We start from the raw sequence: 21,581 nt of genomic DNA, 5'->3' as shown, positions 1-21,581 counted from the left end.
GTTTTTTGTTGTTGTGCGGGCGCTGCTGCCCGGGGCGGCACCGCCGCCCGCGTCAGGCAGCGCCTGCCGGCCGCAAGGGCGCGATCAGGTCCGGCGTGAGGTCGGCCAGCGTCGCGCAGCCGAGCAGCGCCATGTTGGTCGAGATCTCGCTGCGGAATATGTCCGCCACTTTGCGGATGCCGGCGCTGCCGGCCACGGCCGCGCCGAACAATTGGGGCCGGCCGGTGAAGACCATGCGCGCGCCCAGGGCCACGGCCTTGAGCACGTCGGAGCCGCGGCGAAAACCGCCATCCACCATGACCGGGAAGCCGGGCGGCACCGCGGCCACCACGTCGGGCAACGCCTGCAAGGGCGAGATGCAGCCATCCAGCTGGCGTCCGCCGTGGTTCGACACGATCACGCCGTCGGCGCCCGCCGCGCAGGCCAGGCGCGCATCATCGGGATGCATCACGCCCTTGAGCACCAGCTTGCCCGGCCAGTTCTCGCGGATCCAGCGGATGTGTTCCCACGACAGCTTGTCGCGTTCGCCGCGAAAGCCGTTGGGCGGGTCCTGGGTGATGGGCGGGCCGATATCTTCGTACAGGTTCGAGAACCTGGGGATGCCGCTGCCCAGCAGCGTGCGCAGGAAGACGTTGAAGCTCCAGCGCGGGTGGCGCATGCCGTCCAGCATCACGCTGGGGCTGAGCTTGAAGGGCACGGTGAACGAGAGCTTCTGCAGGTTCTCGCGGTTGGCGCCGACGCAGGTGTCGATGGTCACCACCAGCACCGGGATCTCGGCCTGGCGCAGCCGCGCCATCAGCTTGCCGATGCGCTCGGTATTGCCCGGCAGATAGGCCTGGTACCAGCAGCGCTTGCCCGTGGCCTCCTGCAAGCGTTCCAGCGGCACGCTGGAAGCGCCGCTGATGATGAACGGTATCTCGGCCTGCTGGGCGACCTGCGCCAGCGCCAGGTCGCACTCATGCATGACGATGGCGGAGAACCCGGTAGGCGCGAAGCCCACCGGCATGGCGTAGCGCTGGCCGTAGAGTTCGACCTGGCTGCTGCGCTGGTCCACCACGCGCAGGCCGCGCGGCCGGAAACCCACGTCGCTCAATGCGCGCACGCTCTCGGCCAGCGAGGCGCCGTCCTCGGTGCCGCCGCAGACGTAGCCTTCGACGCAGCGCGGCATGATGCGCCGCGCCTCGCGTTCGAAGTCGCGCACGGACAGGCAACGATCCAGACGGCTCATGCGGCCACCGGCGAGCCGGCCTGCGCGCGCAGCGCCTGCATGCAGGCGGCCAGCGAACGGTCCTGCGTGTCCTGGTAGAGCGCCAGCTCGTCCTGCACCTGGGCGCCCAGGGCCTGCTCGAAAGCCGCCTGGCTGGCGTTCTGCGCGTATTCGGCCTGGGCCTTGTCGCCCAGGTTCGACTGGAAGATGCCGGCCGCGCTGACGGGCAGGAAGTCCTCGTACACCAGCGGCTCGAAGCGGATGTAGCCCTGGGCGATCAGGTCCTGCAGGCTGGCTTGCGCATCCGCGCCGTCCTTGCCGGTCAGGAAATAGCGGAAATAGGCCAGCCCCTGCGCATGCAGCGCATCATAGTCATCCGGGAAGGCGGCGAAACAGTCCTGCAGGTTCTGCATGTAGGCCGCGGCATTGCCTTCGTTGGGCGCGCCGCTGATGCGGCTGCGGGCCAGGTCCAGCAATTGGTCGTAGAGCGCGCGGCCCTTGCGGGTCAGCGCGACGCCGCGCTGCTCGATCTCGCCGAAGCGCGCCGTGTGGCTGCCGGCCGCGGACTGGCCGTCGACGCCGGCGAACAGGACCGCCTCCTCCAGCGCCTTGAAGCTGGTCTGGCGCAGCAGGATCGGACATTTGCGCGGCGGCGGGCCTTCGATCACGGCCTTCGCTGACACGCCGCGGCGCGGCATCTCGGCCTGGGCCTCGTCGATGTCCAGCGTGCGCGGAGTCAGGTGATTGATGTGCGGGCCCTTGAAGGCCACCACGTCGGCGATCAGGCGGTGCTGGCCGTGCAGTTCCTCGTAGTCTTCCAGGCTGACGGTGGCCTCGCTGTGCCAGCGGAAAGTGTGCAGGGCTTCGGCCACGAATTCGCGGGCCTCGGCTTCAACCAGTCCGCCCTGCGCCTCAAAGCGGGCCGCGAGTTCCAGCGTACGCGCGGTGAATATCTGGCGCGCGGCCAGGATGCGCGCGGCCTTCTCGCGCAGGGCCTCGTCGGCGATCAGTTCCAGCCGCAGCAGCGAGGTGAAGACGCGGAAGGGGCTGGCCTGCAGCGAGGCTTCGTGGGTGGCACGGAAGGCGGTGGAATGCACCGGTACGCCGGCCGGCGACAGATCGTAGTAGCCCACCGGCTGCATGCCCATCACGGAGAACACGCGCCGCATGTTGGCCAGTTCCTGCGCGGTGCCGACGCGGATCGCGCCGTGGCGCTCGATGTCCAGGCGCTCGATCTCGCCCGTGCGGGCCAGTTGGGCGGCCAACTCGGGCTGTTCGGCCAGCGTCTTGGCGTTGACCTGGGCGACCAGGTCCAGCAGCGTGTCGTACAGCGGCACTTCCGACTTGTACATGTCGGACATGGCGCGGGAGAACCAGGCGCGGATCTGGTCCGGATTGACGAAATTCTGACTCATGGCGGGCTCGGCACATCGGTAAACAAGGATGGCCCGCATGAAATCATGCGCCGCGCGTGCGATCAAATGAAAAAAATCGGCTTAATCAGTCCGTTTTTTCATGGACCGCGCCCGCTGGGCGTCGCGCTCGCGCTTGCGCGCGGCCTCTTCCTCAACCCAGGCGACGAACTGCTTGATCTTGGGCACTTCGGCCGAGTGCTCGGAATAGGCGACGAAGTACGCGCCGTCGCTGGGCTGCACGTAGTCCCAGGGAATCACCAGCTTGCCGGCCTGCAGCTCTTCTTCGGCCAGCAGGCGCGGCGTCAACGCCACGCCGCAACCGCCCTCCGCAGCGCGCACGCACATGTAGAAGGTATCGAAGCGGGGACCGTGGTAGCTGCGGTCGGACTGGAATTGCTGGCGCGAGAAGTAGTCGTGCCAGGCTTCCGGGCGCGAAGCGCACTGGATCAGCGCCTGGGCGCTCAGCGCCTCCAGGCTGTCGACCCTGTCACCCGGAAGAAAGCCGGGCGCGCACACCGGCACGACCTCGGCCTCGAACAATTCCCGGCACTGGGCGCCCGGCAAGGTGCCATGGCCGAAGAAGAAGGAGATGTCGATCTTGGCCTGCATCAGGTCGAAGGGCCGCGTTTCGCTGCGCACCTTGACCTGGATGTCGGGATGGGCGGCCATGAAGCCCTGCAGGCGCGGGATCAGCCAGCGCGCGCCGAAGGTGGGCTGGGTGCCGATGGTCAGCACCTGAGTCTCGCTGCCGTAGGTCAGGATGTAGCGCGAGGACATGTCCACCTGGTTCAGGATGGCCCTGACCTCGGACTGGTACAAGGCTCCCGCAGGCGTCAGTTGCAGGCGCCGCCGCACCCGCAGGAACAGCGGGTTGCGCAGCAGCGCCTCCAGCTGCGCGATCTGTTTGCTGATCGCGCTCTGGGTCATGTGCAGTTCCTCGGCGGCGCGCGTGAAGCTCATGTGCCGCGCCACCGCCTCGAAACATTGCAGCGCCATCATCGATGGCATCAAACGCTTTTCCATGGGGCCGATCCGGGTATGCCTGTGCTGGCGGCGGCCCGCGCTCCATCGCCGGCCGCCGCGCTTGCGGCATTATCGCAGGCCCGGCCTCACCACTGGTATCCGACCCCCGCGGCGCCGCCGAAGTCGCCGCGGGACGTGCCGTTGGCCGACACCTTGTAGACCCAGCGCCCGCCGCTAGACACGCGCGACAGCCCCAGGGCGTAACCCGATTCGCCGTTCCAGGTGCCGCCAGCCATGGACAGCATGTTGCGGCCGGGCAAGTAGGCCTGCGGCAAGGAAGCCGTCGCCATGGCTGCAGCCACCCCCGCGCTCAGCATGCGCTCCTGGGACTCCAGATCGCTGCGCAGGTTCTGCAGGGAATGCTCGACGGCGCCCACGCGCGCCTCGCTTGCGCTGCTTGCGGCGCGCAGCTGGCCCACGTTGACGGCATCGGTGTCCTCGCTGCCTGCAGCCACGCCCGTCATCTGGCGTCCACCCACGTTCACCTCGCCCGTGGAGCTTTGGGGCTGCGCCATGCCGTAGGCTTCGTAGTTCTCCTGCGCGCCGCGCGCCGCCGAGGACCCCGCCCCCAGCGCCACGCTGTTGCCCGCGCTGGCCACCGCGCCTGCGCCGACCGCGACGCTCTGCGTGGCCGCGGACGAATCCGCTCCCACCGACACGCTGCGGTCGGCAACGGAACCGCGTCCGGCGTTCGAGCCTATCGACACGTTGTCGTTGCCCCGCACGCCCGACCCCGCGGCCGTGCCCTGCGCCACGTTGTTATTGCCGACGACGTCGCGCCCCGCAGCCAGCCCGCCAGCCGTATTGCCGTCGCCCTGCACGCCATAGCCGGCGTAGGCGCCGGCAGCCGTGTTGTTGGCGCCGGTCACGTTCTGCCCGGCGTTCTTGCCCTGCGCCAGATTGCCCTCGCCCTCCACGTTCTGCCCCGCGTTCTGGCCCAGCGCCAGGTTGCCGTCACCGACGACGTTGCGGCCCGCTTCCTGGCCGAAGGCCGAATTGCCGTTGCCGGTGACATTGCGCCCGGCGTTGGTGCCATAGGCGGCATTGTTGTTGCCCACCGTATCCGTGCCGGCCCAGAAGCCAAACGCATCGTTGTAGTCGCCCGTGACGTTCTGGCCGGCGCTTCGGCCAAACGACTGGTTCCAGCCACCCTGCACATTGGTGCCGGCGTAATAGCCGATGGCCTGGTTGGCGTTCTTGCCGCCGACCTTGGAGCCCGCGCCCTCGCCGATCGCCAGGTTCCAGTTGGTGCTCACGTCCTGGCCCGCGCCATTGCCCAGGCCGATGTTGTTGCTGCCTTTCACGTTGGCGCCAGCGTTCTTGCCGATCGCGTGATTGCCCTTGCCCGTCACGCCCTGAGCGGCGCCCGGCCCATAACCGAGGTTGCTGCCGTCCCACTTCACAGGCGGCGCGGTCTGCGCCTGCGCGGCCGATCCCCCGGCCAGCGCGCCCACCAGAACCGCCACCGACAAGCCGTTGGCGGCCAGAATTGCGTATGTGTGCTTCATTTGTATGTTGATCGATTGTTGTTGCGGACCGGCCGGACGCGCACCCCGATGCGCGCCCGGCCCGCTCATGCCTGAGCCATCACAGATGCAGCGCCATGGCCGGATCGCTGACGCTCGCGCGGCCGTTCTCCATGCGTCCCGCGAAGCGGCGTTCGAAGCCTTCGGCGGTGACGGTGAAGTCGTACCAGTTGCCGCTTTCCTTGATGGACCAGTGGTGTTCGGCGACCTTGCCCGGCTCGACCGCCAGGGTCCAGGGGCCGTCCTTGCGGTAGGCGTTGGATTGCAGGTTCGCCTGCAGGCTGGCCGTGCCGCGGTTGGACACCTTCACGTAGAGCGCGCTGCCTGCCGGCTCGTAGCAGACCTGCACTTCCAAGGCCGCGCCACGCTGCGTATTGCCGGAGAAGGTCCGCACGAAGCCGTTGCTGCTGTACACCCAGAGGTCATAGTCGCCGCCGGTCCAGGTGTCGGACAACGTCTTGCCGGCTTCGACGGTGTAGCGCCGCGGGATCAGGTCCAGGTTGCGCTTGTCGTACACATGGAACACCGCGCCGGCTTCGCCCGTGTTGCTGAACAGCAGTTCGACCGCGCCATCCGCCCCCAACCGGGCGCTGGTGTGCAGTTCATAGGGCAGCGCGCGCGACAGCCGCGTGCCGGTCTCCTGGAACAGCGGCTGCGGGATTGCGGGCGCCTGGGTCACGGCGGTGGTGGGCAACAGCTTCTGCGCCGCGTTGACCGCGGGATAGTTGCTGGTGTCGGGCAGCGTGGGCACGCGCGGATCGTTGGGACTGACGAAGTCGAAGCAGGTGGTCAGGTCGCCGCAGACCGCGCGGCTCCAAGGACTGATGGCGTCGACCTTGATGTCGAAGCGCTGCTCCAGGAACCGGCCCACCGAGGTATGGTCGAACACCTGGGAATTGACCCAGCCGCCCTTGCTCCACGGCGACACGACGTACATCGGCACGCGTGAACTCAGGCCCCACGGCCGGATGTTGCCGGTGATCTTGTCGTCGGCCTTCAGGTAGTTGCCCACCGAGGCATCGAAATACTCCCCCTCCAGCGGCACGGTGGACTTGCCCATCAGCACGCCATTGGCGTCATAGGACGGCACTGCGGGCATGGCGGCGTGATCGAAGAAGCCGTCGTTCTCGTCGAAGGTCACGAACAGTGCGGTCTTGCTCCAGACTTCCGGATTGGAGGTCAGCGCGTCCAGCACGTCGGCGATGAAATCGGCGGCACCGGCCACGCCTTCGCTGCTGCCAGGATGCTCGGCCAGGGCCTGCGTGGGCAACACCCACGACACCTGCGGCAAAGTGCCATTGGCCACGTCCTGCTTGAGCTGGGCAAGGAAGTTGACGGCGCCGTCGTTCTTCTCGGGGCCGCCCGTCAGGCCATGTTCATAGATCGGCGAACCCGGCTGCGCGGTGCGGAAGCTCTTGAAGGCCAGGCAGCCGTGCATGGCACCCGTCCAGTTGTTGTTCATGTTCTGGTAGATGTGCCAGCTGACCCCGGCGCGCTGCAGCAGGTCGGGCAAGGTGTCCCACTTGAAGGCGCTGTTCACGTACTTGTAGTTGTAGGCGCCGGTCGCGGGGTCGACCTGGCCCGAACCGTCGGCCAGCTGCGCGCGGCCCGCCACCCAGTTGGACGGGTTAGGCCAGCAGCGCGAGTTGACGGGTTCCGAATCGGTGTCGGTGCTGTTCACGCCCAGCTTGCGCAGTTCGGGATTGGCGTTGGCGCCTGACCAGAACACGATGCGGTTGGGATCGGTGCCGGTCAGGATGGAACAGTGATAGCCGTCGCAGACCGTGAAGGCGTCGGCCAGCGCGAACTGGTACGGAATGTCCTCGCGCATGAAGAAGCCCATGGTGGCCTGGTTCTTGTACTGGATCCACTGGTCCATCTTGCCCTGGTTCCAGGCTGCCTGCTGGTCCGGGAAATTGTGCGGCGTGCCCGATCCGATCAGCGCGTTGCTGGTCCTGGAATCGCGGCGGAAGGGCTGGATGTCCTGGCCGCCCTTGGGGTCGGGCTGGAAGAACACCGATTTGCCGCTGGCCAGCGGAATCGGGAAGCGGTCGCCGAAACCGCGCACGCCGCGCATGGTGCCGAAATAGTGATCGAACGAGCGGTTCTCCTGCATCAGGATCACGATGTGCTTGATGTCCTTGATGGTGCCGCTTTCAACCGCGGCCGGAACCGCCAGCGCGCGCTGGATCGAGGCGGGCAGCAAGGCCATTGCCGACAGGGCGCCGGCCGCCTGGGCCGAGGCGCGGAAAAACTGCCGGCGGCCCGGCAAGGCCGGGGACGCGCTGGCGGGATGCGAGGGATAGGTCTTGGTCATGGGGCTACTCTTGCGTGGGGTTGGGCGGATCGGGCGTTCAGGGCGCGCAGCGCAGTTGCGGCGCGGGCGGCGGCGTCTCTGGCTGTCCGGTCTCGGGCGGCGTGGTCGCGCCGTCATCCGAGTCGTCATCGCCGCCGCAGGCGGCAAGGGTCAAACTCAAGGCGATGGCCGCAACAAGGGCGCGGCCCAGTGCAAAGTACGGGGTCATGAAAACTCCTGGTCAGGGAACGTTGCCGGGTCCGTCCGGCAGAAAACCTATCGGGGCGCGGCGGCCTGGCTGGCCGCCGCGCCGGCTCAGCTCAAGCGGCGCCGCAAGCGGGCGGCGACCTGGTCCAGCAAGAACACGGTGATGAAGATCACGACGAGAATGGTCCCGACGTGGGCGTACTGGTACATGTCGTAGCGGCCTTTGAGTTCCTGGCCGATGCCGCCCGCGCCCACCAGGCCCACGACGGTCGCCATGCGCACGTTGCGGTCCAGGATGTACAGGGTGTAGCCGGTGAACTTGGGCATGACTTGCGGCAGCACTGCGTAGGCCAGCACGCGCGGCTTGCTGGCGCCGATCGCGGCCAGCGCCTCTTGCGGCTTGGTGTCGGCCGTTTCGATGTCCTCGGCGTAGAACTTGCCCAGGAATCCCATCGAATGGATGGCCAGCGCCAGCACCCCGGCAATCGGGCCGAAGCCGTAGGCCAGCACCAGGAACAGCGCGCAGATCAGCTCGGGCATCGCACGGAACATGCTGACGATGGCGCGCGCCGCCACGTACAGCAGGCGGTTGGGCGCGTAGTTGCGGGCGCTGCAATAGGCCAGCGGCGCACTGCCCAGCACGGCCAGCAAGGTCGCCCAGATCGCGATCTCGAAGGTCTCTACCATCTTCACCGCCACCCGCCATAGATAGCCCAGCGGCTCGACCAGATAGGTCTGCGTGGATACCTCGTCTTCCATCTTCAGCGTGTGCGGATTCAGCCGGCTCTCGGTCACCTGCACCGTTTCCACATGCGCCAGCCACGGCAGCCTGTCCGGGTCGAAGCCCTCTATGCGCGAAGTCTCGGTGCGGTACGAGACCTGCAGCGGGAACAGGTTGTCGGCCAGAGCGCCCAGGCCCGAGGTGACCTGGGACTGCTCCTTCAGGCCCACCGCCGCCAGCGCGCCGTCCAGGGTGAGCGCCGCCATGCGACCCATCTCGACCCGCTGCCCGGTGTAGAGGAACAGCATCAGCGCGGCGATCACGATCAGCAGCGCGCGGGCGCCATAGGGCGGATCCAGGCGCCAGGCCGCGTTGTCGGCCGGCGTCTTCAATGCATGCGTGTTCATTGCGCGCCTCCCGCCGACAGCACCGCCGGCCGGATCGGCCTGGCCATGCGAGGTTCAGCATGGCCGCGGCCCGCAAGCGCGGCCATGCCGCTTTCCGCCTGCGGCGCCTGATACAGCGCACGGGCAGTGGCCTCATCGAACGCGCCCGCCGGTCCGTCGAACACCATGACGCCATGGCGCAGGGCCACGATGCGGTCGGCGAACTCGCGGGCCAGGTCGACCTGATGCAGGCTGCAGAGCACGGTGGCGCCGCGTTCGCGTGCCTGATTGCGCAACAACTCCAGGATGTCGCGGCTGATGCGCGGGTCCAGGCTGGCCACCGGCTCGTCGGCCAGCAGCAAGGCCGGAGCCAGCATGAACGCTCGGGCGATGCCCACGCGCTGCTGCTGGCCGCCGGACAATTCGCTCACGCGGCGTTGCAGGTGCTCGGGCTGCAGGCCGACTTCGCGCACCAGCTTGCAGGCCCGTTCGCGCAATTCCGCGGGGAAGCGCATCAGATAGGCGCGCCATGCCGGCAAGCCGGGCAGCGCGCCCGACAGCACGTTGGTCGCGACCGTCGCGCGCGACACCAGGTTGAAGTGCTGATGCACCATGCCGATCCGTGGCCGCACGGCCGCCAGCGTCGAGGGCTGCACCTGCGTGCCATCGACCCACACTTCGCCTTGGGTCGGCGCGGTCAAGCCGTTGGCCATGCGCAGCAAAGTCGACTTGCCCGCGCCCGAGGCGCCCAGGATCACGCAGAACTGGCCGCGCGGCACCTGCAGCGATACCGAGTTCAGCGCCGCGGTCCCATCGGCATAGCGCATGCCTACAGCGTCATAGCGCAGCATGTCCATTTCGCTTGCTCCGCCGATCACCGCTGTGCCGCCTTCTGCAGGATTTCACCCTTGATCTCGTCGGTCAGCAGGGCCATCTTCGAGGCCGGGCCGGCGAACTGCGCCTCGGAGAACTCGGTGTCGAAACGATCCAGCTTGGCGCCGCCATAGCCGCGCACCATGTCAGGCGTGACACCGGGCGCCTGATGGACCGTGGCAAAGGCTTGCTTGAGCGTGGCCTTCAGCGTCTCGGGCAGCTTGGTGTTCATCGCCAACGGCGGATACGGGATGGGTTCGCTCTTGAAGATCACCTTCACGGACTTCGGGTCCACCGCGCCCTGGCGCACCGCCTTGTCGAAGGAATCGAACGACAGCGCGGCCGCGTCGACCTGGCCCTGTACCAGCGCGGCGAGGCTGCTGGCGTGGCTGCCGGTCAGTTGCAGCGCCGCCAGGTCCTTGGCCGGGTCCATGCCGTCCTTGATCATGGATGCCACCTGGAAGGTGAAGCTGGAGGCCGAATTCACGTCGCCGAACGCGGCGCGCTTGCCCTTCAGATCAGCCAACGTATTGATCGGCGAATCAGCCTTGGCGAACATCGCGGCGTAGTAGGCGGATTCGCCCTTCTGCACGCCCACGGCCAGCAATTGCGCACATTGGCGCTCATGCGCCTGCACGTAGGAAACCGGACCCAGGAACGCGACCTCGGCCAACTGGTTGCACATGCCTTCGACCACGGCGCCGTAGGATTGGCCCACGGTCAGTTGGAAATGCAGGCCGGTGCTGCGCGTGATCGCGTTGAAGATCGGCGCGTAGTCGGCCTTGGTGCCCGACTCGGTGCCGCCGTCGGCGGGTATCAGCAGCACGCGCAGCGGACGTTGCTGCGAGCCGTCTGCCAGGGATTGGGCTTGTGCGAGAGGCGCGGCGGCCAGCAGGGAAACCAGCGCCAGGGCGGACGCGCAGGTGCGGATCTTCATTTTTCTGTTCCTAGTCTTGTTGAGGTTGCCATCGGGGCGCAGCGTGCTCGGCCCTGATTCCGGAACGCAGATTAGTCACCGCACATGACAGGCAAATGAAAATTTCTCAAATCAAAAAAATGAATTTTTGAATTTTGTTCAGATAGAATCACAGCCGCCGGGCAGGCCCGAACCGTAGCGGGCGCCCACTTCTTTCAACCCTGCACGCGCTTCGACGCCACCACGCCGATCCATGACCCGCATTGCCCGCACTCCCCTCGCTTCCTTCCCCCAAGCGCCGACGGCAGAACCGCCCTGGACCGCCCGATCACGCGGCCTGATCCTGGACCTGGACGGGACATTGATCCGGGGGCATGAAGTGATACCGGGCGCCAGCGAGCTGCTGACCCGCTGGGCAGGGCGCTGCGTCATCGTGTCCAACAATTCCACCGACACGGCGGCGGACCTGGCGCCGCGTTTACGGGCGATGGGCCTGCCGGTGCAGGCCGGAATGCTGGTCCTGGCCGGTGAACAGGCCGTGCGCCATATCGCCCGGCAAAACCCGCGGGCCGCGGTGCTGCTCTGCGCCTCGGACGCATTGCGCAGTTTCGCGGCCGGACTGGGGCTGGCGTTGGTCGACCGCGATGCGGACATCGTGCTGCTGGCGCGCGATCTCTCCTTCGGCTACGGGACGCTGCAGACCCTGGCAGGCGAGCTGGCGCGGGGCGCGGCGTTGATGGTCAGCAACGGCGACCTCACCCATCCCGGCCCGCAAGGCGCCATCGTCCCGGAGACGGGCGCGCTATTGCAGTCGGTGCTGGCCTGCGCGCCCGGCGCGCGGCCGCACATACTCGGCAAGCCGGGAGCCATGCTGCTGGAGGAAGGATTGCGCCGGCTGGGCCTGGCGCCTGCGGACGTCACGGTGATCGGCGACAACGTGCGCACCGATGGGCTGGGTGCGGTACGCCTGGGTATCGGCTACCTGCTGGTGGGCAATGCGCCCTGCGCGGATGCGCCGGACGTGGCGAGGCTGCTGGACAGCGCGTGCCCGCGCCGACATGCGCTGCCGGCGGGCATTGAAGACGATCAGTAGCGCTTGTTCGACAGCACGTCGAAGGTGCTGCGCAGCGTGGAGACGGCCTTGTCGTAGTCGGACAAGGCCAGGCAAGCGATGAGGGTGTCGATGATGGCGAGCTGGGCCAGCCGGCTGGTCATGGCCTCGGTGCGGAAACGGGTCTCGCGCGACATGGTGTGCAGCACCACGTCCGCATGCTCCTGGATCGGCGATTTGCCGAAATTGGTGATGCAGATCGTGCGCGCGCCGGCTTCCTTGGCCAGCCGCGTCGCCAACACCGTCTCGTGCGTGCTGCCCGAGTGCGAAATGGTCAGCACAGCGACGTCCGGCCCGGTCAGCGACGCGCTGATGGCCTGCACGTGGGAATCGGTCACTGCGGTGGCATGCAGCCCGATGCGCAGCATGCGGTAGTGCGCGTCGTGCGCGATGACGGCCGAGCTGCCGATGCCGTAGATTTCAACGCGGCGGGCGCCGCGTATCAGGTCCACCGCGGCCGACAGCGCTGCCACGTCCAGCACCGATTCGGTTTCCTGCAGGGTCTGGATATTGCTATGGAAGATCTTGCTGACGACCTGCTCGGGCGTGTCCTGGGCGGCCAGGTCTTCGTGGATGTACTGCACCGGCTGCACGATCTGCTGCGCCAGCGCGATCTTCAGCTGTTGAAAGCCCGTGGCCCCCAGCAGCTTGCAAAAGCCCACCACGCTGCCTTCGCTGCACTGGGTGCGCTCGGCCACTTCACTGACCGACATGTGCACCACCTCGGCGGGGTTGCGTATGACGAACTCGCCAATGCGCTGCGAGGCCGCCCCCATCGAGGGCAACAGGCTCTGGATACGCGCCAGCATGGCCTGCGGCGAGCCCCGCTGCTGATCGGCGGCGGTCGGGGTTCGGGGAGTGCGTTTGGATGTGGCCATGGCGGAGATCGAGAAACGGGAACCGGGTGCGCAGGCAACGATACCCTACCCGCTGCCGGCGCGGCGACGACGCATGCTAACGGCCGCCGATGACAGGATGTCCGGGCAGGCGCGCGCCGCCCATGAAAAAGGCCGGCATGTGCCGGCCTTTCCGTTTGCTGTGCCTTACTTCGCGGGCGTTTCGGCGGGCTTTTCGCCTGCGGCCGGAGCGGCCGGGGTGGCGGGAGCGGCCGGGGCCGAGGGCACCGACGCGTCGGGCTTGGCCGGAGCGGCGGGCACGGAACCCGCGCCGGGAACCGAGGCGGCGCCGGGAACCGACGAGCCAGCGGGAGCAGGCGCCGCGCCCGGCACTTGCGGCACCGAACGGTCGGCCGGGAAGCTCTGCATCACGCCCGAGTCGACGGCCGGGCCGCTATTGCCCTTGTGGCTGACATAAGCCAGGCCGGCGGTGGACGCGAAGAAGACCACGGCGGCCCACTTGGTCGCGCGCGAGAGGAAGTTCGCCGCGCCGGTGGCGCCGAACAGGCTGCCGGCCGAGCCGCTGCCGAAGGCGGACCCCATGTCGGCGCCTTTGCCCTGCTGAAGCAGGACCAGGACGATGATAGCCAGCGCCGAGATCACTTGGACGGCCAGCAGGATTTTGAGCATCAAGGGCATTACAGACTCCGGAACGGAAACTTAGATAGCGGCGATTCGCAAAAATTCTTCGGCCACGAGCGACGCGCCGCCGACCAGGGCTCCGTCGATATCAGTCATGGCGAACAAACTGGCGGCATTGGCAGCTTTGACGCTGCCGCCGTACAACACTTGCACCTGCGCGGCGCCCAGCGCGCGCAGGGCGGCGCGGATGGCGCCATGGACTTCCTGCGCCTGCTCGGGGCTGGCGGTGCGGCCGGTGCCGATGGCCCAGACGGGCTCATAGGCCAGGACCATGCGCGAAACCGCCTCGGCGCCCAGCGCCAGCACGGGCTTCAACTGGCGTTCGATCACGGCCAGCGTGTTGCCGGCTTCGCGGTCGGCCAGGGACTCGCCCACGCACACCACCGGCGTCAGGCCGGCGGCCAGCGCGGCCTGGGCCTTGGCGGCGACGGCTTCGTCGGTCTCGCCGTGCAGCACGCGGCGCTCGGAGTGGCCGGCCAGGGCCCAGCGGCAGCCGAATTCCTTCAGCATGGCGCCGGAGATTTCCCCGGTGTAGGCGCCCTTTTCATGGGCGCTGACGTCTTGCGCGCCCCAGGACACGCTGCTGCCGGTCAGGGCCGACGCCGCCTGCGCGAGATAGGGGAACGGCACACAGATGCCGATTTCGCAGTGGCTCGCAGCATCCGCGGCGCGCAGCTCGGTCAGCAACGCGGCGTTCTCGGCCAGGTTGCCGTGCATCTTCCAGTTGCCCAGCACGAGGCGGGCGCGGTTTTCGACTGAAGTCATGGCGAGGTATCTGTATCGGTTGGACTGGGGCGAGCCAAGGGCTGCGTAGCAACCGCCCACGGGCCTGCCTGGAAAAAATTCCAGGCGAAACCCGTGATTGTATCCTGTTGCGGGACGCTACGCCGAGCGCCCCCCATTTCTTACATGGTCAGGATGATTTTGCCGATGTTTTCACCGCTTTCCATCATGGCATGGGCGCGGGAAGCCTCGGCCAGCGGGAAGGTGGCGTGCACGATGGGCTTGATGGCCCCTTTTTCCAGCAAGGGCCAGGCCTGTTCGCGCAGCGCACGGGCAATGGCGCCCTTGAAGGCGACCGGGCGGGGACGCAAGGTCGAGCCGGTGATGGTCAGGCGGCGGCGCATGACCTGGGCCGTGTCCACATTGGCGTGGGAACCGCCCAGTTGGGCGATGATGACGATGCGGCCGTCGTCGGCCAGGCACTGCATGTCGCGGCCGATGTAATCGCCGGCCACCATGTCCAGGATCACGTCCACGCCGCGTCCGCGGGTGGCGTCCAGCACTTCCTTCACGAAATCCTGGGTCTTGTAGTTGATGCCGCGTTCGGCGCCCAGCGCTTCCACGGCGCGGGCCCGGTCGTCGCTGCCGACGGTGGCATAGACCTTGTGGCCCATGGCGCGGGCCAGCTGGATGGCCGTGGTGCCGATGCCGCTGGCGCCGCCGTGCACCAGCAGCGCCTCGCCTTCGGACAGGCGGCCGCGGTCGAAGACGTTGCTCCAGACCGTGAAATAGGTTTCCGGCAGGCCGGCGGCCTCGATGTCGGACAGACCCTTGGGGATGGGCAGGCATTGCGCCGCGGGCGCCACGCAGTATTCCGCGTAGCCGCCGCCCGCCACCAGGGCGCAGACCTTGTCGCCCATGGCGAAACCGCTGCCCGCCAGGTCGCCGCCGACGATTTCGCCGGCCACTTCCAGGCCCGGCAGGTCCGAGGCGCCGCGCGGCGGCGCGTAGTTGCCCTTGCGCTGGAACACGTCGGGACGATTGACGCCTGCGGCGCTGACTTTGATCAGAACTTCACCCGCGCCGGTTTCCGGCGTGGGGCGCTCCACGGGGACCAGGACCTCGGGGCCACCAGGGCGAGAGATTTCTACGGCGTGCATCGCGTGCCTCCTTTGCAGCAAATGGATTATTATTGCGCCCTTTACGGCGTATCGTGTTCCCGGCCTGGCATATTGTTTGCCTGATGGCCGGATCGCCGGAATATACGCAATACCAGGAAGCGTGGCAGAGTGGTCGATTGCACCGGTCTTGAAAACCGGCAACGGGCAACCGTTCGTGAGTTCGAATCTCACCGCTTCCGCCAAGACACCCGATGCCAGCGCGCATCGCCGCCCGCAAGGCGGCAGGGGCCTACAGGCTGCCGTACGAATGCAGCCCCGACAGGAACATGTTCACCCCCAGGAAGGCGAAGCTCGTCACCACCAGGCCGGCGAGCGCCCAGTAGGCCGCCACCTCTCCCCGCAGCCCCTTGAGCAGCCGCATGTGCAGCCAGGCGGCATAGTTCAGCCATACGATCAGCGCCCAGGTCTCCTTGGGATCCCATTGCCAGTACGCGCCCCAGGCGTCGGCGGCCCACAACGCGCCCAGCACGGTGGCCACGGTGAAAAAGGCGAAACCCAGCGCGATGGCCCGGTACATGATGTCCTCCAGCACCTCCAGGGACGGCAGCCGGCGGGCAATCGGCCGGCGCAGCGCCAGCACCGCGCCCACGAGGATGGCGCCCGCGCCGAAATACAGCATCCACACAGGCGACAGCCGCCGCGAGCCGAAGATCATCGGCTCGGCGCATAGCAGCGCACCCAGCAGGAAAACCGGAATCAGACGCTTGCCTGCGGCGCTCTGCCCGTGCAGCTTGACCAGGTAGGCGAAACCCACCGCGCCCGCCAGCGAGAACGTGCCGTAGCCAATGAAATTGGCCGGCACGTGCAGCTTCATCCACCAGCTTTGCAGCGCGGGGACCAGCGGCTGGATCTGATGGGCGCCGCGCGCGAGCGAATACCAGGACAGGAAGACGACCATCGAGGCGACCACCAGCATGACGAAGCCGCCCAGCGCCCGCGTGGCGTAGCGGGCCTCGTAGTAGAGGTAGAACAGCGCCGTGACCAGCGCGAAAAAAACAAATACCTCGTACAGGTTGCTGACTGGAATGTGTCCGACATCCGGTCCCAGCAGATGCCCTTCGCGCCAGCGCACCAGCAGGCCGGTCAGCCCTGCCCATACCCCGCCCCACGTCAGGACAGTGCCCAGCCAGGCGATCGCGGGCCGGGCCAGTCCCGCCCAGTAGCAGAGCGTGCCCAGCACGAACAGGCAGCTCATCCAGAGTATGGACGACTGCGACGACAGCAGGTACTTGAGCAGGAAGACGCTTTCGGCGCGCCCTAGATCGCCCTGCAGCAGCCCTGCCCCGCCCGCATACAGCCACACGGCCAGCAGCGCGCTGGCGCCGCTGGACAGGGCCAGAGTCCGCAAGGGGCGCCACAACCATCCCAGCCAGGCCAGGGCCGGCACGGCGCCGATCAGCATCGCTTTCTCGTAGCCGTTCAGGAACGGGCCGAACTCCGCCAACGCATAGGCGCAGCCGGCAAGGCAGATCAGCAGGAACGCGGCATCGGTCCGGTTCAGGCGCCTGCCGTTCCGGGCTGCGGCATTCGGAACCTCCGGCACGGGCCGGCGGGAAGTCAGCGGGACGGGCCCGGTAGCGGTAATCGGCATCGCAGCATCTCCATGCGTGACCGTCCGCCCCAGGTTGCCCACAGGCCGAACGAATCTTATATTGTCATAGGACAAATTGATTCTACGAACGACGCGGCAGCGCCGCATAGCGATGCCGCCGGTCCCCGCGCTGCGCCACCGTCCCTACCGGAAACGCGGCAGGCGTGCTAGACACCCGCGCAGCGCGCTTCGTCCAAAGATGGGCGAGACGCCGCCCGGTCCGGACAGGATTCCTGCAATTGTTTGCAAGCCGCGTGCACGCGCGCCATGGCCTGGGCGATCTCGCCAGTATCCAGACCGGCAAAGCCGAACAGCAGATGTCGGGGCTCGGCGCCCTCGGCCGCACAGGCGGCGGCCTGGGCCAGTGGATACAGCCTCACGCCCTGCGCCAGCGCGGCCGCGGCGACCGCGTCGGCGGGTGGGCTGTCCGCCGGCAGTTCGAAGGCCAGGTGCATCCCTGAATTCTGTCCGCTGATCCGGCCGCGTCCACCCCAGACCTTGCGGATGCCGCGCAGCAGTTCGTCGCGCTGCGCCTTGTAGCGCCGCCGCAAGGTCTGCAGGTGGCGCGCGAAACAGTTCTCATCGAAGTAGCGCGCCAGCACGGCCTGCGTCAGCCATGGACTGCCGTTGTTGAGCAAGGCCTTGCGTTCGACGAAATCGTCGACCAGCGCAGGCGGGCAAACCATGTATCCCAGCCTCAGGCCGGGCCCCAGCGTCTTGGAGAACGTCCCCAGGTACACGACCTGCCGCGGGCTCATCGCGGCCAGCGGCATGGGCAGTACAGACTCATAGCAAAAGTCGCCGTCGTAGTCGTCCTCGATGATCAGCGCGCCGCTGCGGCCCGCCCATTCGAGCAACTGCCGTCTGCGAGACAGCGACATGGCGTGGCCCAGGGGGTACTGGTGCGACGGCGTCACATAGGCCAGCCTGGCCGGCCCTTCCGGCAACAGATCCGTGCGCAGTCCCTGCCCGTCCACCGGAACCGGCGCCTCCTGCGCGCCATGCCGCCGCACCAGATTCCTGAATCCCGCGTAACAGGGCGACTCGAACACCGCCCTGCCGTGGCGGTCCAGGAAATGCGAGGCGATCAGGCTCAAAGCCTCCTGACTGCCGGCCGTGATCAGCACCTGTTCCGGTTCGACCTTCAACGCCTTGGCCGCCGACAGGTAATCGGCAATCTGCACGCGCAAGCCCCACAGGCCGGCCGGCGGCGCATATTCGGCCATGGCGCAGCCCGCATGCCGCAGCAGCTGGTTCGACAGCGTGATGAACTGGCGCAGCGGAAAGGCGTGGGCCGAGGGACGGCCGACCTTGAAGTCATAGCGCAGGGGCATCGGCGGCGACTGGCCGCAGACGCCGCTGGAAAGAGCCTGGCTGACGGCGTCGGCGTAGACCGGCGGACGGTCCTGGACGAAATCGGGGCAACGCGGATTGATGACCAGGCTGCGATTCAACGTCACGAAATAGCCGCGGCTGGGCTTGCTCTGGATCAGGCTGGAATCGATCAGCAGTTCATACGCGCCCAGCACGGTGTTCTTCGACACCTGCAGCAGCGATGACATCCGATTGATGGCCGGGAGCCTGTCCCCTTCCTGCAGCCGTCCGGCGCGTATCAACGCCTCGATCTGGTCGGCGATCTGCTGCTTGTAGGGTTTTGCATCCTGGCGGGATAGAGAGAGCGGGAGTGAAAACATGGCGGACAACCACAGGACAAAAAATGGCGCCGGCCTTTCGAAGCGGCGCGGGCCGGCCGCGCTCCGTTTGCTATCACGGTAGTGCTTTGGCCACGGCCTCACTTTGTCCTATGTCAAAAAACAGATTGGACCGTAACCATTGCGCAGGCGTGAGCCGTGCCTTATCGGCCCGGCGCCGCGATGACACAGTGCATGTGCCGCAGTTTCGGCAAAACCTTACGGGAGAGATCGACATGCACACCAAGCTATTGAGCGCGGCCTTGCTGTTCGTCTCGGCCGGCGCCGCCTGGAGTGCGCCGACCGGGGAGTACCTCAAGGCGAATCAGCTGTTCCAGCAGAACTGCGCCGTCTGTCATGGCGCCGACCGCGGCGGCTACATCGCGCCGGGCCTGACCAGCGACCGCCTGGTCCAGAGCGAGGCGGCGCTGCGCGGCACCATCATGACCGGCATCCCCGACACGCTGATGCCGCCCTTCGTGGGCCGCCTGTCCGACGAAGAGATCCGGGCGCTGGCCCGGCTCATCAAGACGCAGACGGCGGACGATCCCAAATGGGGGCTGGACCAGATCCGCGCCAGCGTGCAGGTGGTGGTAGACGAAGCCACCCTGCCCGCCAAGCCGACCTACGCCATCGACACCGTCTACGACCTGATGGTGGTCATGGCGCGCGGACGCTATGGGCGCGGCGACGCGGGCAACAATGCGCGCACCGTGTTCCTGGACGGCAAGACCAACAAGGTGGTCGGCGAGATCGCCACGCCGGTGGCGCCGCACATCATGGATTTCAGCCCCGTGGCGGAACGCTGGGCCTGGCTCAAGAGCGACGATGGCATGGTCTACAAGATCGACCTGTACTCGCTGCAGATCGTGCGCAAGGCCAAGGTCGGCCTGACCGGCCCCGGTATCGCCCTGTCCAACGACGGCAAGTGGCTGGCCATCAGTTCGTTCGTGCCCAAGAGCGTCGCCATCCTGAAGGCGGACACGCTGGAACCGGTCAAGTACATGGACCTTGAGGGCGAAGATCCGGACGGCAAGTTCGTCAAATCGGCCGGCGGGCCCGTCATCGGCAGCCGGATCAACAATAAGTTCGCGCTGACGCTGCGCCAGGCTGGCCAGATCTGGATCATCGACCCCGACAAGCCCGACATGCCCGTGACCAAGCTGACCAAGGTCGGCCGCATGCTGCATGACACCTTCCTCACGCCCGACGGGCGCTACTCCATGGTCGCGTCCTATGACGACAACAAGATCGTCGCGATCGACTTCAAGGACGACAAGGTGGTGCGCGACATACCCGCCGGCTGCCAGCCTCACGTCGGATCGGGCGCGGTGACCGAAGTCAACGGCCGCTTCCTGGCCTTCGGCACCAACATCGGCACCTGCGCAAAGGGCTCCGTGGTCACGGTCTGGGACACCAAGGACTTTTCCGTGGTCAAGCAGATCCCGGTGGCCGGAGCCACCGAATCGCCCGCCGCGCATCCGAACGCGCCCTACGTGGCGGTGGACATTGTCGACAAGGACAAGCGCGCGGCCTGGATCCAGCTGATCGACAAGAACACGCTGGAAGTGGCCAAGACGCTGGACGTGGGCGGGCATGCCTTCTTCCCCGACTACAACCGCACCGGCAATTACCTCTATGTCAGCTCGGGCTACTGGGGCGACCGCATCAAGATCTACGACAGCAAGACCCTGGAGCTGGTGGCGGAACACAAGATGGAAAGCCCCTCGGGCATTTTCTCCCGCGCCCGCACCCGCTGGCTGACCATCGGCCTGTCCGAAACGCGCAAATTCTGAGCCGAGGAACCCACATATGAAAACGCTATTCCGCATACTCACGGCACTGCTGCTGTCCCAGGCCGCCGCGCACGCGCTGGCCGCCGACGGGCAGCCCGCCCTGGTCGCCGGCGGCAATCCCGACACGCTCTCGCCCCGCGTCTCCGCCATGCTGCCGCTATGCGCCTCCTGCCATGGCGCGGACGGCATCAGCGCCGTCGGCCTGTACCCCAATCTTGCAGGGCAGAAGATGGAGTACCTGGTCAAACAGCTCAATGCCTTCAAGACCCGGGAGCGCAATGACCCGGTCATGAGTTCGATGGCCGAGCCCTTGAGCCCCGAAGCCATCCAGGAACTGGCCCAGTACTTCTCCAGCCGCAAGTAAGGGAGCAGGCCGCCATGGACGCGCCATCCGCGATGCTCTTCCCGGTGTACTTCAACCTGGCCGGCCGGCGGGTGGTCGTGGTGGGCGGCGGGGCCGTGGCCGAACGCAAGATCAGGCTGCTGCTCAGGGCCGGCGCCGCCGTTGCCGTGGCGGCGCCGGCCCTGACGCCCTGGCTGCGCGCAGCCGCGGACCAGGACCAGTTCCAGCATATGCCGGCCGTCTTCTCGCCGGCCTGCCTGGACGGCGCCTGGCTGGCGGTGGCCGCGACCGATCAGGGCGGCACGAACCAGGCGGTTGCCGCGGCGGCGCTTGCGCGCCGCATTCCCTGCAACGTGGTCGACGATCCCGTTCTTTCGACGATACAAGTGCCCGCCATCCTGGACCGTTCTCCGCTGGTGGTGGCGATTTCTTCAGGAGGCTGTGCGCCCGTGCTGGCGCGGCGCATCCGCGAACGGCTCGAAGCCTTGCTCGACGAAAGCACGGGAGATCTGGCGCGGCTCGCGGCACGCTATCGCAACCGCATCGTTGCGCGCTTCCGCGACCTGGAGCAACGTCGCGACTTCTACGACTGGATGCTGGACGGCCCGCTGCCCTCGTTGCTGGCGGCCGGCGACGGCAGGCAGGCCGGTCTGGCCCTCGAGGCCGCGATGCAGGCCGATACCCTGCCCCGCACAGGCAGCGCGACGATACTGGCAGCCGCCGACGGCCCCGCCGATCTGTTGACCCTGCGCGCCTTGCGCCTGCTGAACCAGGCCGACCTGGTCGCGCACGTGCCGGCGGTCAATCCGGCCATATTGGACAAGGCACGGCGGGACGCGGCGAGAATCGAGCTGAAAGGCCCGGGCCTGCAGCCTGATCCGGCCGTGGCCGCAGGCGCGGGACTGGACTGGCTGGCCCGCCAGGTGCAGGCGGGCCAGCGCGCCGTCCTGCTGCTGGGAACCGCGCATGACGCGAAGCTGCTGGCTCGACGAATATCGGCTTGCGGCGTGGCATGCAACGTCCTGTGAACGTCCGGC

The 21,581-nt window shown here is 67.4% G+C and carries 19 protein-coding genes and 1 tRNA gene; 5 read left to right on the top strand and 15 right to left on the bottom strand.

Annotation, left to right across the window (positions count from 1 at the left end):
* Positions 1-52: 52 nt before the first annotated feature.
* The 9 genes from HV793_RS21070 to HV793_RS21030 all read right to left on the bottom strand — a co-directional run bounded on the left by HV793_RS21070 (position 53) and on the right by HV793_RS21030 (position 10,591).
* The gene (locus tag HV793_RS21070) at positions 53-1,228 is read right to left on the bottom strand and encodes an alpha-hydroxy acid oxidase (RefSeq protein ID WP_175213884.1); all 1,176 of its coding nucleotides are present in this window, start codon (positions 1,226-1,228) and stop codon (positions 53-55) included.
* Positions 1,225-2,622: a 2-oxoadipate dioxygenase/decarboxylase HglS gene (hglS, locus tag HV793_RS21065; protein WP_175213883.1), complete on the bottom strand. Its 1,398-nt coding sequence runs from the start codon at positions 2,620-2,622 to the stop codon at positions 1,225-1,227. Before hglS ends, HV793_RS21070 begins: the two co-directional genes overlap by 4 nt.
* Before the next feature lie 81 nt (positions 2,623-2,703).
* Positions 2,704-3,645 (bottom strand): LysR substrate-binding domain-containing protein, encoded by a 942-nt coding sequence (locus HV793_RS21060; RefSeq protein ID WP_119450858.1) that lies wholly within the window; start codon positions 3,643-3,645, stop codon positions 2,704-2,706.
* Positions 3,646-3,731: 86 nt separating this feature from the next.
* Entirely contained in the window at positions 3,732-5,153 is a 1,422-nt protein-coding gene (locus HV793_RS21055) for a YadA family autotransporter adhesin (protein ID WP_119450857.1), read from the bottom strand.
* Positions 5,154-5,232: 79 nt separating this feature from the next.
* A complete protein-coding gene (locus HV793_RS21050) occupies positions 5,233-7,488 on the bottom strand; it encodes a phosphocholine-specific phospholipase C (RefSeq protein ID WP_175159515.1) in 2,256 nt (751 codons plus the stop codon).
* 37 nt (positions 7,489-7,525) lie between these two features.
* A complete protein-coding gene (locus HV793_RS21045) occupies positions 7,526-7,696 on the bottom strand; it encodes a hypothetical protein (RefSeq protein WP_166738396.1) in 171 nt (56 codons plus the stop codon).
* A gap of 86 nt (positions 7,697-7,782) precedes the next feature.
* Positions 7,783-8,802 (bottom strand): phosphonate ABC transporter, permease protein PhnE, encoded by a 1,020-nt coding sequence (gene phnE / locus HV793_RS21040; protein WP_175213882.1) that lies wholly within the window; start codon positions 8,800-8,802, stop codon positions 7,783-7,785.
* On the bottom strand, positions 8,799-9,638 hold the full coding sequence (locus tag HV793_RS21035; protein WP_054450248.1) for a phosphonate ABC transporter ATP-binding protein: 840 nt from the start codon (positions 9,636-9,638) through the stop codon (positions 8,799-8,801). Before HV793_RS21035 ends, phnE begins: the two co-directional genes overlap by 4 nt.
* A gap of 17 nt (positions 9,639-9,655) precedes the next feature.
* A complete protein-coding gene (locus HV793_RS21030) occupies positions 9,656-10,591 on the bottom strand; it encodes a phosphate/phosphite/phosphonate ABC transporter substrate-binding protein (protein WP_119450855.1) in 936 nt (311 codons plus the stop codon).
* A gap of 232 nt (positions 10,592-10,823) precedes the next feature.
* Here HV793_RS21030 and HV793_RS21025 point away from each other — a divergent pair, with 232 nt between their 5' ends.
* A complete protein-coding gene (locus HV793_RS21025) occupies positions 10,824-11,663 on the top strand; it encodes an HAD-IIA family hydrolase (protein WP_119450854.1) in 840 nt (279 codons plus the stop codon).
* Here HV793_RS21025 and HV793_RS21020 read toward each other — a convergent pair.
* The 4 genes from HV793_RS21020 to HV793_RS21005 form a co-directional block, all read right to left on the bottom strand.
* Complete coding sequence (locus tag HV793_RS21020) at positions 11,657-12,559, bottom strand: MurR/RpiR family transcriptional regulator (protein ID WP_225588996.1); 903 nt, start codon at positions 12,557-12,559, stop codon at positions 11,657-11,659. The two genes, HV793_RS21025 and HV793_RS21020, sit on opposite strands and share 7 nt — an antisense overlap.
* A gap of 165 nt (positions 12,560-12,724) precedes the next feature.
* Positions 12,725-13,216 carry a preprotein translocase subunit SecG gene (gene secG / locus HV793_RS21015; RefSeq protein WP_054450241.1) on the bottom strand — a complete coding sequence of 164 codons (492 nt, stop codon included), beginning with the start codon at positions 13,214-13,216 and terminating at the stop codon, positions 12,725-12,727.
* Positions 13,217-13,237: 21 nt separating this feature from the next.
* The gene (gene tpiA / locus HV793_RS21010; RefSeq protein WP_175213881.1) at positions 13,238-13,984 is read right to left on the bottom strand and encodes a triose-phosphate isomerase; all 747 of its coding nucleotides are present in this window, start codon (positions 13,982-13,984) and stop codon (positions 13,238-13,240) included.
* 140 nt (positions 13,985-14,124) lie between these two features.
* Positions 14,125-15,102: an NAD(P)H-quinone oxidoreductase gene (locus HV793_RS21005; RefSeq protein WP_175213880.1), complete on the bottom strand. Its 978-nt coding sequence runs from the start codon at positions 15,100-15,102 to the stop codon at positions 14,125-14,127.
* Positions 15,103-15,217: 115 nt separating this feature from the next.
* On the opposite strand from HV793_RS21005, the gene HV793_RS21000 reads away from it, so the two are divergent.
* Positions 15,218-15,305: transfer RNA gene (locus HV793_RS21000), tRNA-Ser, on the top strand.
* 47 nt (positions 15,306-15,352) lie between these two features.
* On the opposite strand, the gene ccsB is transcribed toward HV793_RS21000, so the two are convergent.
* Both ccsB and pdxR read right to left on the bottom strand, forming a co-directional pair.
* Positions 15,353-16,714: a c-type cytochrome biogenesis protein CcsB gene (gene ccsB / locus HV793_RS20995; protein ID WP_175213879.1), complete on the bottom strand. Its 1,362-nt coding sequence runs from the start codon at positions 16,712-16,714 to the stop codon at positions 15,353-15,355.
* Positions 16,715-16,881: 167 nt separating this feature from the next.
* On the bottom strand, positions 16,882-18,408 hold the full coding sequence (pdxR, locus tag HV793_RS20990; protein WP_175213878.1) for a MocR-like pyridoxine biosynthesis transcription factor PdxR: 1,527 nt from the start codon (positions 18,406-18,408) through the stop codon (positions 16,882-16,884).
* 233 nt (positions 18,409-18,641) lie between these two features.
* Between pdxR and HV793_RS20985 the strand changes: the two genes are divergently transcribed.
* Genes HV793_RS20985 through HV793_RS20975 form a run of 3 tightly spaced genes read left to right on the top strand, consistent with a single transcriptional unit; the run spans position 18,642 to position 21,572 of the window.
* Positions 18,642-20,201 (top strand): nitrite reductase, encoded by a 1,560-nt coding sequence (locus HV793_RS20985; protein WP_119450851.1) that lies wholly within the window; start codon positions 18,642-18,644, stop codon positions 20,199-20,201.
* A 16-nt stretch (positions 20,202-20,217) separates the two neighbouring features.
* Positions 20,218-20,565 (top strand): c-type cytochrome, encoded by a 348-nt coding sequence (locus HV793_RS20980; protein ID WP_054450228.1) that lies wholly within the window; start codon positions 20,218-20,220, stop codon positions 20,563-20,565.
* A 14-nt stretch (positions 20,566-20,579) separates the two neighbouring features.
* Complete coding sequence (locus tag HV793_RS20975; protein WP_054450226.1) at positions 20,580-21,572, top strand: precorrin-2 dehydrogenase/sirohydrochlorin ferrochelatase family protein; 993 nt, start codon at positions 20,580-20,582, stop codon at positions 21,570-21,572.
* Positions 21,573-21,581: the final 9 nt, after the last annotated feature.

The organism is Achromobacter aegrifaciens (assembly GCF_902859965.1).
Taxonomy (GTDB): Bacteria; Pseudomonadota; Gammaproteobacteria; order Burkholderiales; family Burkholderiaceae_B; genus Achromobacter; species Achromobacter aegrifaciens.
This window is presented reverse-complemented; position numbering and strand designations above follow the sequence as displayed.